Source organism: Microbacterium sp. HM-570 (assembly GCF_054165885.1).
Map to the genome: position 1 here is coordinate 662,325 of NZ_CM135111.1, position 15,308 is coordinate 677,632.

Here is a 15,308-nt window from a genome sequence, read left to right on the forward strand (position 1 = left end):
CGACGCGGCGCTCTGCCCGCACCCCCTACCCTGGAAAGGGTATGGAACTCGACGAGATCGATCGGCTGTGGGAGCGGCATCCTGCGTGGCGCCTTTTGCGTGCGCGCAACGCGCCGCTCATCCTGTCTTTTCTGGGTCGCTACTTCATCGAAGAGAACCGCGGGGCGGCGCCAGCGGGCCAACTCGTGTCAGCACTCGACGACTTCTTGTACGGCATTCACCGAGTCGAACCCGAACGATACCCCGCCGATCCAGCGGCCTACCTCGAAGACTGGGCGACACCTGAGTCGGCATGGCTGCGGCGCTTCTATCCCTCGGGGTCCGAAGAGGTGCACTACGACGTGACGCCCGCGGTTCAGAAGGCGTACGCGTGGGTAGAGGCGCTGCAGGTGCGATCTTTCGTCGGAACGGAGTCGCGACTCGAAACCGTTGTCGAGCTTCTTCGCCGCATCGTGCACGGATCAGACATCGACCCCGAGAGCCGCATCGCCGAACTCCAGCGGCGCCGCGACGCCATCGACGCAGAACTCGCCGAAGCACGTGAGGGCAGGTTCGCGGTCCTCGACGAAACGGCGGTGCGCGAGAGATACCAGCAGTTCGCCACGACCGCGCGGGAGCTGCTCACCGACTTTCGCGAGGTCGAGGAGAACTTCCGTTCGCTCGATCGCTCCGCACGCGAGAAGATCGCCGGCTGGGACGGAGGCAAGGGCGCGCTGCTCGGTGAACTGGTGAGCGGGCGGACCGACATCTCATCGTCAGATCAAGGACGCAGCTTTCAGGCTTTCTACGACTTCCTTCTCTCGGAGGGTCGCCAAGAGGAGCTCGCGGATCTGCTCGCGACGGTACAAGCCATGCCGCAGCTCTCCGCCGATCGCCGTCTGCGCAGCGTCCACCACGACTGGGCCGATGCGGCGGAGCGCACCCAGCAGACTGTCCGAAACCTCTCGGAGCAACTGCGACGGTTTCTCGAAGATCAGGTTTGGGTCGAGAATCGCCGTGTCGTCGATCTCGTCCGCGCCGTCGAAGCATCCGCTCTCGCTCTTCGTGACGCGCCACCGCACGACGCTGGACTCGTCGTCGATGAGCCCGGTGTGCCGATCGCCCTCCCCTTCGAGCGCCCCCTCTACGACCCGCAGCCCGATGTCGTGGTCAACAGCATGCTCTCCCCCGACGAGATCGACGTGGCCGCGCTCGACGATCTGTTTGCGCAGCGGTTCGTCGATACAGCACGGTTGGCAGCGAACATCCGCGCGGTGGTGCCGCCACGCACAGCCGTTCCGCTCGACGAAATCGTCGGGTTGTACCCGGTGCAGGAGGGGGTGGCTGAGATCCTCGGATATCTGTCGCTCAACGACGATGACATCACCATCGAGGTGGGCGACGACGAGATGACGATCGATATCGCCGATGCCCAGGAAGATGCAAAGAGGGTGCGGATGCGGAAGGTCCAGGTGAGACGCACGTGAGAACTGTCGACGAACAGGCCGTCGCCACGACAATCATCCTTCTCATGCGGGAAGTCCTCTACCGCGAGGTGCCCTCCCACGAGGAGGCGTGGCAGACGCTGCAGCGACACCGTGGCGCGGTCGCCGACCATTTCGCCGCGATCGGGATCGACATCGTGGTCGACGATGCCGAAGGCTACGCCTACCTGGTCACCCGCGAACCGGAAGACGGCGAGCAGCCGCTCCCGCGACTCGTGCGTCGACGCAGCCTCACCTACAACGTGAGCCTGCTGCTCGTACTCCTTCGCAAGCGCATGGTCGAGTTCGAGTCATCGGGCGAAGAAGGCAAGCTCGTCCTGACGCGCGAGCAGCTGGTCGAGATGCTGCGTGTTTTTCAGGCGACGTCGAGCAACGAAGCCAGGACGGCCGATCAAGCAGATCGCACGATTGCGCAGGCGGCCGAGCTCGGGTTCCTCCGGGAGTTGCGTGGCCAACCCGGCGCCTGGGAGGTCCGGCGCATCCTCAAGGCCTATGTCGACGCGCAGACGTTGTCGGATTTCGCCGCCCGCCTGGACGCCTACGCGGGGGCCACAAAAGGATCGCCGCAATGACCGACGCTCTGTTCTCCGCCCTCGAGACGCCGTCGTCGGCCCACCAACGCACCGGCTACCGACTCCAGCGGATCGAGGTGTTCAACTGGGGCACATTCGACAAGCACGTATGGTCGACGCATCCGAACGGGCAGACGTCGCTCCTCACCGGCGACATCGGCAGCGGAAAATCCACGCTCGTCGACGCCATCACGACCCTCCTCCTGCCAGCCAACCGCATCGCATACAACAAAGCCGCCGGCGCGGATGTTAAGGAGCGCTCCCTCCGCAGCTATGTCGAGGGCCACTACAAGTCCGAACGCAACGAGGCATCGGGCGCGTCTCGACCGGTGGGCCTGCGTGATCAGACGTCGTATTCGGTCATCCTGGGCGTTTTCACCAACGAAGGGTACGGCGAGAGCGTCTCGATCGCACAGGTCTTCCATCAGAAGGATCGGGTGGGTCAGCCCGACCGCTTCTTCGTCACGGCGTCCGAAGCGCTCTCCATCGACCCCGACTTCACGGACTTCGGTTCGGACCTGAAAGCACTGCGCGCACGGCTCCGCACACGCGGCGCCGATGTCGACACCACCTTTCCCGACTACCACCGTCGGGTGCGGCGGCTGCTCGGCATCCGGTCGGAGCAGGCGATGGAGCTGTTCCACCAGACGGTTTCGATGAAGTCGGTCGGCAACCTCAACGACTTCGTGCGCGACCACATGCTCGAGCCCGTCGATGCCCAGTCGCGGGTGAAGGCGATCGTCGACCACTTCGAGAATCTCGTGAAGTCGCACGACGCTGTCCGCACCGCAACCGACCAGCTTTCCGTGCTGACGCCGCTCGTCGCCGCGGCCGATCGGTTCGACGATGCGACAGCGCGCCACGCGGGCCTGATGGATCAGCGCAGCGCCGTCGCTCCGTATATCGCCGAGCGCGTGCGCGAACTGCTCGATGGCGAGATCGCCGCGCGCACCGCAGAGCTCGCGACGCTCGATGCACGCAAGTCCGACCTGGCGCAGCAACGTCAGGCTCTGGTACCGACCAGTGATCGTCTGAAGCTCGAGCGGGCTGGGGTCGGCGGCGACCGGCTGAAAGAGTTGGATGCCGAGATCCCCCGCGCCGAGGAGGATCACGTCGGTCGCGCCGAGCGCCGTCGACGGTATGACGCCCTGCTCATCTCGGCCGGGCTCGACGCCGCCGAGAACGGGGATGACTTTCTCGCGCGTGCAGAAGAGGTCGGCCTTCGACGTACCCGGCTCGATGAGCAACGAGCCAACGTCACGAAGCGCCGAGACCCGCTGTTCGAACGCCGCACCGACGCACGACGCGCGCGCGATGCTGCGCAGCACGAGATAGACAGCCTGCGAGCTCGACGCAACAGCCTTCCCGCCGATCTCGACCGGGTGAGGGCCGCCCTCGGCGATGCACTCGGCCTCGGCGAAGACGACATTCCCTTTGCCGGCGAACTGCTCGAGGTGTCTGACGATTTCGCCGAGTGGCGCGGAGCCGCCGAACGTGCGCTGCGCGGCTTCGCGCTGACCCTGCTCGTGCCGCAGGAACACTACGCGCGCGTGTCGGCGTGGGTCAACGACAACCGACTCAACGCAAAGCTGGTGTATCGGCGAGTTCCCGAACGGCGGGTGCGCGCCGTACCCACCGTGCACGCGGGCAGCCGACTCGTCGATGCCCTCACGATCGAGCCGGGGCCCTTCGCCGACTACCTGGCCGCCGAACTCGCCGTTCGCGCCGACCATGTGCTCGCAGCATCCGTCGACCAACTCCGGAGAGAAGATCGGGCCGTCACGCGAGAAGGCCTCGTCCGCGACCGCGATCGGCACGAAAAGGACGACCGGCGCAGCGCCGCCGACCCGCGCCAGTGGGTGCTCGGCCGCGGGAGTGAGCAGAAGATCGCCGCCCTCCAGATCGAGCTCGACGGCTACGTCGCCGAGCTCGATTCCGTAGAACAGCACCTGACCGTGATCGACGACGAGGCGGGCGCTTTGGCCGGACGGGCCGAGGCGCTTGCCGCGCTCGCGCAGTACCACTCGTGGACGGAGCTCGATGTCGACGCCGCTGCCGCCCACGTCGCCGCGCTGCAGGACGAGCGCGATCGCCTCGTCGGCGGATCCTCGCAGCTGACCGCGATAGATGCGCGGCTCGAAGAGATCGCCCGGCAGGATGCCGCGCTCGGCGCGGAGGCCGAAGAGATCATTGCACGCATAGGCGCCGCTCGAGCCGCGGGCGCCGCCGCGCAAACGCGCAGGCGCGCCGAAGACGAGGCTCTCGTCGCCATGGGACCGGCAGTCATCGATCAGGCGCGCACGCTCTACCCCGCCCTCGCCGACCGCGTGACACGGGCCGATGTGCGCACGGTCGAAGACTGCGACCGGTTGCGTGGCACGCTGATCGACGCCCTCACCTCTGCCATCGAATCCACGCAGCGTGAGATGAACGGGTACACCACCGGCATCCAGCAGCAGATGGGTGAGTTCCTTCGACGGTGGGCCGAGCATCGGGGCGAGCTCGATGCGAGCGTGCGGTCGCTCCCCGAGTTCCGCGCTTTGCACGAGCGCGTCACGCGCGATGACCTGCCCCGCTTCGAGGCAGAGTTTCGGCACCAGCTGAACACGAACGCCGTGCGTGAGCTCGCGCAGTTCAACGCGTGGCTGCGCCGTCAGGCCGACGAGATTCGCGGGCGCGTCGAGATCATCAACGAAGCACTCGCCGCTATCGACTACAACCCCGGCCGGATCATCGTGCTCGTCGCCGAGCCGACCGTGAATCACGACGTGCGCCAGTTCCGCGCAGACCTGCGCGACGCGACGGCCGACGTGCTCGACGCCGACGGCACCGGCGTCGATGTCGAGCAGCGCTTCGAACAGATCCGACAGGTGATCGAGCGTCTCAAGGGTCGCGTCGGTCACGCCGACGGTGATCGAGCGTGGATGCGGCGCGTCACCGATGTGCGCAACTGGTACACCTTCGCCGCGAGCGAGAATGATCGTCGCACGGGGGAAGAGTTCGAGCACTACACCGACTCCGATGGCAAATCGGGCGGGCAAAAAGAGAAGCTCGCCTACACGATTCTGGCGGCGTCCCTGGCCTATCAGTTCGGCTTGGAGTGGGGCGTTGAGAAGTCGCGCGACTTCCGGTTCGCCGTCATCGACGAAGCCTTCGGTCGAGGATCGGATGCGTCTACCCGCTACGCGCTCGAGTTGTTCGCGAAGCTCGGTCTCCAGCTCCTCATCGTGACACCACTGCAAAAGGTGCACGTCATCGAGCCGTACGTGAGCGCGATCGGCTTCGTCGATAATCCGACCGGTGCGGCATCGCGTGTACACACGCTCACGATCGAGGAGTTCCGGGCCAAGCAACGAGGCCGCGGGTGAGTGACCCCGCACGCTGGTCGACACCGGCGAGTATCACCGCGGCCGTCCGTCGACGCTGGAACGATGGCTCGCTGCTGCGCGGGTACGCAACCGATGAGCCGTTCGGTGCAATCGAGGTTCCGCTCCGGGGGCCGAGCGCCGGAGACCTCGGTGAGCATTTCGATGCGGCACGGGAGTGGTCCGCGACATTGCGGGAGGCATCGCGCGGCGGGCGCGCGTACACGCTTCTCAGCGGCCGCATCGGTGGCCGTCTGTCGGGGCTCACGGAGTTGCCGGTGCGTGCCGTGGTCGACTCTTTCGAACAGGCATGGCTGCTTCTTGGCACCGCGACGGATGCCGCAGCCTTCCGTCGGCTGGTTGGCGCATCCGAACACGTCTCCCGCGCACGCGAGTGGGCGCTCGGTTCACCGATCGCCGCCGTGTCGCTCGCTTCCCAGTGGCCGTCGGTACTCGGCGCCTACACCTGGCTCGACGAGCATCGGGGTTCGGGCCGTTATCTGCGCCAGGTGAGCGCGCCCGGCGTCGACACGAAGTTCATCGAACAGCACCGCGGCGTCTTGGGCACGATGCTGGGAGTGTCCACCGCGGCAGGGGCATTTACGCGCGAACTCGGTCTCGCGAGCAAGCCGGCTACGGTTCGCCTGCGGTTCGATCCCGCGGTGCTCGGCGCACCGAGCGGACTGAACGAGGCTGTGCTACGAACAAACGAGCTGCAATCACTCGAGGTGCGAGCACGGCGCGCGCTGATCGTCGAGAACGAGATCACCTACCTGAGCGTTCCGGTTCCGCAAGGTGGCGTCGTCCTCTGGGGGAAGGGCTACGACGCCGATCAGCCGGCGTCGCTCCAATGGCTCAGCGACACCACGGTGACGTACTGGGGCGACATCGACACCCACGGGTTCGCGATCCTCAACCGCGTTCGCGCCCATCTGCCGCAGGTTCGGTCGGTGCTGATGGACCGCGAGACGCTGCTCGCACATGAGGCGTCCTGGGGTCGCGAACCTGCGCCAACCGATGCGCGGCTGTCGCTCCTGGATGAAACGGAGGGCAGGCTCTACACCGACCTCGTGACCGATCGATACGACTCCGCGGTGCGCCTCGAGCAGGAGCGCATCGACTGGGAGTGGGCTCTCGGACGCCTGCAATAGGTCCGGCATAGTTCAGAAATGTGCGCGCTGGAGTGCATGATCCTGACCCCCTCTGCCCACGACGCTCAGAAAGAACCGGTGGTGACATCATCCTCAGATCGCGAGGCGCTCGCGCAGATTCGAAGCCGAGGGATCGATATGCGCAAGGCCGGGGATGCTGCCGAAGGCTCGATCGGCCGACATCAAGCCGGTCACGTACTCGCGCCGAAGTGCTACCGCGGCAAGAACAGCGTCGAACGAACCCAGTGATTCGTGCTCACGGAACAGCGTCATGCCTCGCGAAAGGTCCTCGGCATCAACTGCGACGAGCGGCGCCAGAAGGGTCGCATAGCTCTCCGCCGTGGCCGCAGCATCCGCTCGTCCGTGTCGCCGGGCGCGCACGTGGGCGAACTCCTGAATAACTTCGACGGTTGTGGTCGCCTGCAATCGACCATCCCCGATCGCGCGGACGGCTGCACGGCAGGGGTCTCGCAACGGATGCTCCGAACCGAGCGCGTACGCGAGCACGGTGGTGTCGAGAAGGATCACGCGCGGCGCCCACGCAGTGCGTCGAGCTCGTCGAGCAGTCCCTCGATCGGCGGAAGATCCATGGGTTCGGCGTCGAGCAGCGCCGCCGCGGCGCGCGCCCGGGCGGACGCTTGCGGCGGGTAGACGACATCGATCGCCGTGCGAACAAGCGACGCAACCGACACGCCTCGCTCGGTGGCGGTGCGCTCGAGCCGCTCGCGCTGAACGGGGTCGACAAGAATCTGTAGCCGCTCCGTTTTCATACACATACATTAGCATGTGCATGTTTCTTGCCCGTTCTGGGATATTGGCAGGAACGGGCGCGAGTGCGGCGTGCACGGGTGGGCGCGCCGCATCCGCCGTGGCAGCGCATTGCTGATTTCCCCGCACCAGACGCTCTTGCCGCCCGCGGTGCGCTCGAACTCGCCCGGCATTGCCAGTCGCCCGCAATCACGGCCCATGCCGTGCGCTCTCGGCTGTGGGCCGAGGTGTTCGCCGTCGTCGACGGCGCCACTCTCTCCCGGCGATTCCCCACCAAAGAGTCTTTGATCGATGCGGTCTTCGCTCGCCGGCTGAGCTGGTGGCTGGACGCCCTCAACGGTTGCTCCATCGCTCATCTCAAGGCCTCTGCATCCCTCAAATCGCCGTCAGCAAACGGTCCGCGATTGCAGCCGCCATCCTGACCGGGACGGCGTTCCCGATCTGGCGCTCGATGTCGCCGCGCTTTCCCGCAAACTTATAGGTCGCTGGGAACGTCTGAATTGCGGCGGCCTCTCGCAAGGTCAAGGGGCGGTGCAACTCAGGGTGAGTATTCGCTCCTCTGAGGGCCACAGATATTGAGGTTGAGGGCCACGTTCTGATCGACGTGATCGCGTCGGTGGGGACCACTCGATATTCGGGTTGAGGGCCACCGTTCCTAGGCTCCTTCTGCCGCGTGGCCAATCACGCGGCAGAAGGAGTGATTCGGATGGTACGCAAGATCAGAGCGAAGCTGGTGCTGAGGCTTCGGGGGGAGGGGTTCTCGGGGCGGCAGATCGCCGCGCAGGGCATGTCCCGCACGAGCGTGGCCGCAGTCATCGACGCCGCCGACCGTGAAGGCGTCCGCTGGGACGACGTCGCCGAGCTTGACGAGGCGACGGTCTATGCGCGGTTGTTCCCCGGACGTGGTGAGCATGACAGCGTTCACGCGCAACCTGAGTGGGAGGGGGTGCATCGCGAGCTCGCGAGGGTCGGGGTGACGTTGAAGCTGTTGCACGGCGAGTATCTCGACGCCTGCCGGGCGACGGGATCGCCGGCGATGGGCTATGACCGGTTCTGCAAGACCTACCAGCAGCACCTCCTGATCGCCGGCGCAGCGTCGCGCGTCGGTCACAAGGCGGGCCAGAGCGTCGAGGTCGACTGGTCAGGTCCGACGATGCAGCTGACCGATCCGGTCACCGGGCAGCAGACGCGGGTGTTCTTGTTCGTCGCGACGTTGCCGTTTTCGAGGTTCGCGTTCGTCGAGCCGGCGCTGGATATGAAGCAGGACACCTGGTTGCGCGCGCATGTCTCGATGTTCGCTTGGTTCGGCGGGAGTGTTCCTCGGATCGTGCCGGACAACCTGAAGACCGGGGTGATCAAGCATCCTGCGGAGGGTGAGGTGGTCCTGAACGACGCGTATCGGGAGCTCGCGGCTCACTATTCGGCAGCGGTGCTGCCGGGGAGGGTGAAGAAGCCTAAAGACAAGGCGAGTGTCGAGAACACCGTCGGGAACATCGCGACCTGGGTGATCGCGAGCTTGCGGGACCGGACCTTCGCGACGCTGCCGGAGCTGCGCGCCGCGATCTATGAACGCGTCGACGCTTACAACACCGAACCGTTCCAGAAACGCGCCGGATCACGAGCGAGCGTGTTCGAGGCGGAGGAGAAGCAGCTGCTGCGGCCGCTGCCGCAGGTTCCGTTCGAGATTTCCCGCTGGGTTTATAGGCGTCGGGTTCAGAAGAACGGGCACGTGGTGTTCGAGCGGAACTTCTACTCCGTCCCGTTCGCCCACATCGGCCGGGCCGTTGACCTGCGGGTCACGGACACCACCCTCGAGGTGTTCGCCGGGGATCAGCGGCTGACCAGCCACCTCCTCGCGCCGACCGGGGTGGTGAACGAGTATCGGACGCATGACGGGGATCTACCGGACGGGCCGCGTTATCGGCAGTGGGACTCTCCGCGGGTCAGGGAATGGGCGGCCCGGATCGGGGAGAACACCACCACAGTCGTGAATCGGATCTTCGAGTCGGTCCCGGTCGACGAACAAGGCCTGGGCGCCGCGTTGGCCGTATTGCGGCTGACCCGCCGCTACTCCGCTGCTCGTGTTGAAGCGGCGGCGGAGGTCGCGTTGACCCGCGTTCGGTCGCCGCGTTACGCGCACCTGAGACCAATACCGTTCAGTTAAGGGTTTGAACGTGAACTCGGGGACTGTTCGCGGGTTGTGGCCAACGACTGTGGTGGTCGCGTTTGGCAAGCCATTTGGAGATCTTGCGTTTGATCACGCGGGGGTTTGAGCGCTGTCGGCGCGCAGGGTTCAGGCGTTTGAGAAGGCTGAGGATGGCGTGACGCCATGCGGCGACGGCAGTGTCAGGGCGCTGAGGGGGAAAAAGAGCCCGAGGCGACTGAGCGGCGGGCTATGCGTAGCGCTGCGACGAACGAGACCCGGTCGGGGTCCCGTCCGGCGTGGGCGGCGGCGTCGACCATGAGGGTGCGGATGGCGTAGTGGCAGCACAGGTGCCCCCAGATTTCTTGTTGGACCAAATCGGGAGACTTGGAGCGCAGCACGCCCCTGGGGCCACGCTGATGTGTCTTCAACTCGTCAAAGGTGGACTCGATCTCCCACCGCTCGGAATAGGCCGCAGCGAGGTCTTCGGCGGTCACCTCGGCTGGATCCAGGATCGTGGTGAGCAGCCGATACGACTCGGGGTTCTCCCTCCCGTCCTCGATCGTGTAGTCGATGACCCGCACCTTCAGCGGCGGTGTCGACTTCCGGTCGGTGCCGGAGGTGGGGATGATCTCCGCCAACCATGACCCGTCGGGTAGAGCTTCCCGAAACCGCGGGCGCAGGTTCGTCTTGACCCGCCAGAGCAAGTCTGCACCCGTGGCCGCGGCTTGCTGCCAGAGTGTGAACCCGTAGAAGCCTCGGTCGGCGAGCACCAGCATTCCAGGCTCCAGCCTGTCGAGCAGTTCCCGAGACAACGCGATCTCCGAAGTGGTGCATGGGCCGATTTCAGCGTCGAGGATGGCATGGGTGCCGCACTCGGCCAACGCCACCAGCCGGGCCTGCGGAAACGCGGCATGCTCACCCCGACTCGACGCGGGGCGGCCGAAGAAGTCGACATTCGCCGGCGTGTCAGCCAGATCCAAGACCGTGCCATCGATCGCGACCAGTCTTCGTCCGGCCAACCACGAACCCGGTGTCGCCGGCCTGGCCAGCGGGCGCGCCACCCGGGTGAACAGGTCACGCACGGGTTCGAATCCGAGCCGGGAGCGGGCTTGGAAGATCGCCGACTTCGACGGCGGCGACCATGACTCGGCCCAGCCCGAGGACCATGCCAGCCCATCCGTCAGCTGGGCGAACACATCCTCGTAGGAACCCTCCGAGTGCAACGCCATCCCGATCGAGAAATACGCCATCACCCGCGCCGGCAACGACCGATTCCGTTGCTCGGTACGCCCGGCATCAGCAATCACCTGATCAACAACCTCCGCAGGAAACACCCGTGTCAGCAAACCCACCGACACCAAATCCGACAACCGGCGGTCAGAAACCGGCTTCACCCAACCAGAACGAGGCATACCCCAAAACTACCGCACGAACCCTTAACTGAACGGTATTGCACCTGAGACCGATCCTCGAGACCAGGCAGGACGACCCCGACGCCCGCGACGCATGGTCGACACCAGGCCGAACGGCCGAGCCAGCCGGGTATGTCCGCGGCGCGGACTACTACGCGGGAGGCACCCGATGACCCGCATCGACAGCGAGAGCAAGAGGAAGCTGCGGGAGATGGGCGTCACGGCGCTGGTCGACGCGTTCGAGGTCCAGGACGACACCCTGACGCTGGGGATGGTGTTCGAAGAACGCATCAAGCTCGCCGTCGACGACGCACACGCCACGTTCACCCACGGCAAGGTCGAGGGACTGATCCGCCGGGCCGGGCTGCGTTACCCGAACGCGGACCTCCGCCGCCTCGACCTCATTGAACAGCGCGGCCTCGACAGAGGGATCATCGCGCAGCTGGGCACCTGCGCGTTCATCAGCAGGCAGCAGAACGTCGTGTTCCAAGGGTTCACCGGCTCCGGGAAGTCCTACCTCGGCTCGGCGCTGGCGAAGCAAGCCTGCCAGCACAGGTATCGGGCGCACTACGTCCGCATGCCCGACCTCGAGGAGACCTGGGCCGCGGCCCGTGACCGGCCCGGCGGGAAGGAGAAATGGCTCCGCAAATACGCCGCGTTCACGCTGCTGGTCATCGATGAATGGCTCCTCGACCCACCCAGCGACGACGTCCGCAGCATGCTCCTCGAGCTCCTCGAACGGCGCTACGACTCCACGTCGACGGTGTTCTGCACCCAATACGCGAAAAAGGACTGGCACCAACGCCTCGGCTCCGACGTCCACGCCGACGCGATCATGGACCGCATCGTCCACAACACCATCTGGATCGAAACCGGCAGCACCAACATGCGCGAACACACCAACATGAGCAGCTGACCCGACGCCGGTGAGCGCCAGCACGACGGCTGGCGCTCACCGGCAATATCGTCTGGCCCTGAACCTCAATATTCGGTGGCCCTGAAACACGATAATCCCCGGCCCCCAAAGCTCCGAATACTCATCAGGGTGTAGAAACGGCCCAGACGCGGGCGTCGCGCATCGTGTCGTCATAGTCGGTGCGGGTTCGTCCCAACGCAGCCGCGCCATTTTTGCCTTCGTCGGCAAGCCGTCTATGACAGTCCAACTGGAGCTCAACGGGCAGATCGAACCGATTCCCGCCTACTGGGATAGCTTCAATCCGTTTCAGCACTTTGGCCGGAAGCACACGCGGCAAACTCAACGGATCGTCATCGGCGACCTCGCAGGACAGCTGGTCGAATGTTTGCCGTACCGTCCTCGGTTCCTCCGGGTCCGCCGGAGACAACGAGTCGGGCAGTATCGAGCGCAAGCCGCGCAGCGCAAGGATGATCAGCCTCTTCCGCCTCTGCGGGACGCCGAAGTTGACCGCGTTGACATGGTAGGAGCGGCCGTTGTACCCCAGCTGCCGCAAAGACGCTAGAAGTTCCGACGATCTCCGATCACGCCCCAAGCCCGGAACGTTCTCGACTAAAACGGCCTTGGGCCGCAGTGCCCGCACGAAGCGCACGGTGTGTCGGACCAGTTCGTTGCGGGGATCGTCGGGTCCGATACGACCTTCCGCGAGAGACGAGAATCCTTGACACGGCGGGCAGGCCTTGAGGAGGCCCAACTCACCAGGAGCCAACCTCAGCTCGCGCCCCACACCGATCGCAGTGAGCGTTTTGATGTCTTGTTCCCACAAACGAACGGCCGGGTGGTTGAGACGATAGGACTCAGCGGCGATCGCATCGAACTCGACGGCACCAATCACATCGAATCCGGCATCAGCCAGACCCTGTGTTGAACCCCCCGCGCCGGAGAAAAGGTCAATCGCGGTGGGTCGGCCGGTTTGCGTAGCTACAGCATCGCGTCGATCAGGAGGGGCTGCGCGTTCCATGCAGACCACTCTTTCGATGATCGCCGATGGCCTCAAAATCAACTGAAACAGACTCACCAGAACCCAGTCGTTTCGACGATCCTACTGTCAGACTCCACCTCCGGCCGAGACGCTCTCACGTTCCGCATTCGCGGTGATCACCTTCGAACAGCTGTCGGCTGCACAGTTGACATCTGCACCTCCTCAGAATCAATCAAGAATCGGTGACATGCAAAAAGGACCAGAGACTCTTGCGAGTTTCCGGCCCTTCTCTGTCGGGATGACAGGATTTGAACCTGCGACCCCCTGACCCCCAGTCAGGTGCGCTACCAAGCTGCGCCACATCCCGTTGTTCACTTTTCCGCCCCCGCCTAAGCGCAGACAACTCCACCATCTTACCCGAGCGCCCGAGCCCCCGTGAACGCCATCGACCCGTGTCGGCAACGCCCACTAGCGTGACCGCATGACGATCACCATCGTGCCCGCCACCGCCGATCGGTTCGACGACGTCGAGCACACCTTCTCGGGCGCGGGGACGGACTCAGCTGCCAATACCAGTGGTGGACTCTGACGAACGCGCAGTTCTAAGCATCCGATCAACACGAACGCGAACGGATGCTGCAGGCACAGGTCACGGCAAAGCCCTCCCCCGCGCTCGTCGCATACGTCGACGGCGAAGCGGCCGGGTGGGTCCGCGTCGGCCCCCGCACCGAGCAACCATGCCTCGCTCGGACCCGCGATGTCGCAGCAACGAACGACCCGTGGGATGACTCACCTGTCTGGGCCGTCACGTGCTTCGCGGTGCGCAAGGAGTACCGCGGCCAGGGGCTCAACCTGGCATTGCTTGACGCCGCCATCGAGCACGCCCGCGAAAACGGCACTCGGGTGCTCGAGGCGTATCCGAACGACACCAGCGTCGCCCAGCGCCCCGCAAACGAGCTCTACCGAGGCATCCTGAGCGTTTTCGAGACCGCGGGATTTCGCGAGATCGCGCGCCCGAAACCCGAGCGGGTCATTGTTCAGCTCGAACTGGGCACCTGAGCGTCGCGCTCGTCGCCTCGCGCATTCGCCCGGTGCGACTCCGCACCTCGTGCCGTCATGCGGTGCAAGCCGAGACGCGAAAGCGTGTAGGTCATGCGACGATTATGGGGCCCGGTGGCCGAACCGCCGCGAGCCACTCGATGAGGAGCATCATGACCGCAGAGTCCCCGCGCTCGCCCCTCGCGAGCCTCGCCGCGTTGCCCGCCTGGATCGGCTTCGTGCCGTATGCCCTGGTCTCGATCGTGCACATCGTGGCCCTCGGCGTGGGCGCCGACGCCGTTGCGGGCCCCACCAAGCTCACGCTCATGCCTCTGCTCGCCGTCGCCGCACTCTGGGCCGGCCGCGGGTCGACCTGGGGAACGCCCGCGACCCTGCTGTTCCTCGCTCTCGCCTTCTCGTGGCTCGGCGACGGGGCAGGCACGTTCTTCCCCCAGGTGTCCGAGCTGCCCGTCATGCTGCTCTGCTTCGGCCTCGCTCATATCGCCTACATCGTGCTTTTCTGGCGCTTCATCCGCACGAAGCCGTGGCCCGCGTGGGCGCTCGTCTACGTGGCGTGGTGGCTGCTGCTTGTGGCCGTCCTCTGGCCGCGGCTGGGCGCCCTGTCGTTCGCCGTGGCGATCTACGGCCTTGTACTCGGCGGAACCGCGGCCACGGCCGCCCGGTGTGCACCCATGGTCGCGGTAGGAGCGGCGTTCTTCCTCGCGTCCGACACCATCCTCGCGTTCCACCTATTCACCCCCGAGGCCGTGCCCGGCTGGACCAGCCCCCTCGTCATGCTCACGTACACGCTCGGCCAGGGGCTCATCGTCGCGGGCGTCGCCACGGCGCTCCCCCGCGCCATCCGTACCCGCCCAACCCAGGCGACGCCGCGATGACCGCCGGGACATCTCGCGTGCGAACGGATGCGTGGCTCTGGGCCGTTCGTGTCTACAAGACCCGCTCGGCGGCGACGACGGCCTGCCGGGCGGGACACGTGCGCGTGAACGGCGACCGGGCCAAGGCCGCGCAGCCCATCGGCCCCGGCGACGAGGTCCGCATCCGCATCGCGGGCTTCGACCGCACGCTCATCGTCCGCCAGACCATCGTCAAACGTGTCGGGGCCCCGGCGGCCGCGCTCGCCTACGAAGACCTCACGCCTCCCCCGCCGCCGCGCGAGTCGATCGCGTTCGTGCCGGTCCGTGATCGCGGGGCCGGTCGTCCGACCAAGCGCGAGCGCCGCGACATCGACAAGCTCCGCGGTTTCAGCCCGGAGTAGCCGCAGTGCCCCACCCCGGTCATTGAGCGAGGCCCAAAGGGCCGAGACGAAATGACGCTCCCACACAGCGGTGCGTGGGAGCAGCCACCGGCGCCCCCGGTAGCGGAGCCTGTCGAAGTGACCAATTGCACCTCGCCGGTACCCGGTCGCGAGATGTGAGAACTCTCATCTTTTCGGCGTGATTCCGCCGCTTTTTGGGGG

Annotated in this window: 14 protein-coding genes, 1 tRNA gene and 1 pseudogene; 10 read left to right on the forward strand and 6 right to left on the reverse strand. The window is 65.8% G+C overall.

The features are described from left to right. Positions 1-41: 41 nt before the first annotated feature. Genes ACT9TC_RS03140 through ACT9TC_RS03155 form a run of 4 tightly spaced genes read left to right on the forward strand, consistent with a single transcriptional unit; the run spans position 42 to position 6,572 of the window. The gene (locus ACT9TC_RS03140; protein WP_458041988.1) at positions 42-1,466 is read left to right on the forward strand and encodes a DUF3375 domain-containing protein; all 1,425 of its coding nucleotides are present in this window, start codon (positions 42-44) and stop codon (positions 1,464-1,466) included. Next, positions 1,463-2,056 carry a DUF4194 domain-containing protein gene (locus tag ACT9TC_RS03145; RefSeq protein ID WP_458041989.1) on the forward strand — a complete coding sequence of 198 codons (594 nt, stop codon included), beginning with the start codon at positions 1,463-1,465 and terminating at the stop codon, positions 2,054-2,056. The genes ACT9TC_RS03140 and ACT9TC_RS03145 overlap by 4 nt, the downstream gene beginning before the upstream one ends. Then, the gene (locus ACT9TC_RS03150; protein ID WP_458041990.1) at positions 2,053-5,424 is read left to right on the forward strand and encodes an ATP-binding protein; all 3,372 of its coding nucleotides are present in this window, start codon (positions 2,053-2,055) and stop codon (positions 5,422-5,424) included. The genes ACT9TC_RS03145 and ACT9TC_RS03150 overlap by 4 nt, the downstream gene beginning before the upstream one ends. Then, positions 5,421-6,572 (forward strand): Wadjet anti-phage system protein JetD domain-containing protein, encoded by a 1,152-nt coding sequence (locus tag ACT9TC_RS03155; RefSeq protein ID WP_458041991.1) that lies wholly within the window; start codon positions 5,421-5,423, stop codon positions 6,570-6,572. Before ACT9TC_RS03150 ends, ACT9TC_RS03155 begins: the two co-directional genes overlap by 4 nt. A 93-nt stretch (positions 6,573-6,665) precedes the next feature. On the opposite strand, the gene ACT9TC_RS03160 is transcribed toward ACT9TC_RS03155, so the two are convergent. Next, entirely contained in the window at positions 6,666-7,100 is a 435-nt protein-coding gene (locus tag ACT9TC_RS03160) for a type II toxin-antitoxin system VapC family toxin (protein ID WP_458041992.1), read from the reverse strand. Further along, positions 7,097-7,342, reverse strand: a complete 246-nt coding sequence (locus tag ACT9TC_RS03165) for a hypothetical protein (RefSeq protein ID WP_458041993.1) — start codon at positions 7,340-7,342, stop codon at positions 7,097-7,099. Before ACT9TC_RS03165 ends, ACT9TC_RS03160 begins: the two co-directional genes overlap by 4 nt. Before the next feature lie 78 nt (positions 7,343-7,420). Between ACT9TC_RS03165 and ACT9TC_RS03170 the strand changes: the two genes are divergently transcribed. Beyond that, complete coding sequence (locus tag ACT9TC_RS03170; RefSeq protein WP_458042986.1) at positions 7,421-7,762, forward strand: hypothetical protein; 342 nt, start codon at positions 7,421-7,423, stop codon at positions 7,760-7,762. Here the strand turns inward: ACT9TC_RS03170 and ACT9TC_RS03175 are convergent. Further along, positions 7,716-7,967, reverse strand: a complete 252-nt coding sequence (locus tag ACT9TC_RS03175) for a DNA cytosine methyltransferase (protein WP_458041994.1) — start codon at positions 7,965-7,967, stop codon at positions 7,716-7,718. The two genes, ACT9TC_RS03170 and ACT9TC_RS03175, sit on opposite strands and share 47 nt — an antisense overlap. Positions 7,968-8,046: 79 nt before the next feature. Between ACT9TC_RS03175 and istA the strand changes: the two are divergent. Next, positions 8,047-9,492, forward strand: a pseudogene (gene istA / locus ACT9TC_RS03180) (IS21 family transposase); the annotation flags it as partial. A 194-nt stretch (positions 9,493-9,686) separates the two neighbouring features. On the opposite strand, the gene ACT9TC_RS03185 reads toward istA, so the two are convergent. Continuing rightward, positions 9,687-10,898, reverse strand: coding sequence for an IS4 family transposase (locus tag ACT9TC_RS03185; RefSeq protein ID WP_168914865.1), 1,212 nt, complete (start codon positions 10,896-10,898; stop codon positions 9,687-9,689). Positions 10,899-11,067: 169 nt separating this feature from the next. Here ACT9TC_RS03185 and ACT9TC_RS03190 point away from each other — a divergent pair, with 169 nt between their 5' ends. Beyond that, complete coding sequence (locus tag ACT9TC_RS03190; RefSeq protein ID WP_458041311.1) at positions 11,068-11,814, forward strand: ATP-binding protein; 747 nt, start codon at positions 11,068-11,070, stop codon at positions 11,812-11,814. Between the two features lie 124 nt (positions 11,815-11,938). Here ACT9TC_RS03190 and ACT9TC_RS03195 read toward each other — a convergent pair whose 3' ends face one another. Together ACT9TC_RS03195 and ACT9TC_RS03200 are read right to left on the reverse strand one after the other, a co-directional pair. Beyond that, a complete protein-coding gene (locus ACT9TC_RS03195; RefSeq protein WP_458041995.1) occupies positions 11,939-12,889 on the reverse strand; it encodes a DNA cytosine methyltransferase in 951 nt (316 codons plus the stop codon). Positions 12,890-13,086: 197 nt separating this feature from the next. After that, a tRNA-Pro gene (locus tag ACT9TC_RS03200) sits at positions 13,087-13,160 on the reverse strand. A gap of 266 nt (positions 13,161-13,426) precedes the next feature. Between ACT9TC_RS03200 and ACT9TC_RS03205 the strand changes: the two genes are divergently transcribed. From ACT9TC_RS03205 to ACT9TC_RS03215, 3 genes are all read left to right on the forward strand, one after another. Beyond that, positions 13,427-13,852, forward strand: a complete 426-nt coding sequence (locus tag ACT9TC_RS03205; RefSeq protein WP_458041996.1) for an N-acetyltransferase family protein — start codon at positions 13,427-13,429, stop codon at positions 13,850-13,852. Positions 13,853-14,004: 152 nt separating this feature from the next. Continuing rightward, positions 14,005-14,727: a lysoplasmalogenase gene (locus ACT9TC_RS03210; protein ID WP_458041997.1), complete on the forward strand. Its 723-nt coding sequence runs from the start codon at positions 14,005-14,007 to the stop codon at positions 14,725-14,727. Then, complete coding sequence (locus tag ACT9TC_RS03215) at positions 14,724-15,107, forward strand: RNA-binding S4 domain-containing protein (protein WP_458041998.1); 384 nt, start codon at positions 14,724-14,726, stop codon at positions 15,105-15,107. The genes ACT9TC_RS03210 and ACT9TC_RS03215 overlap by 4 nt, the downstream gene beginning before the upstream one ends. Positions 15,108-15,308: the final 201 nt, after the last annotated feature.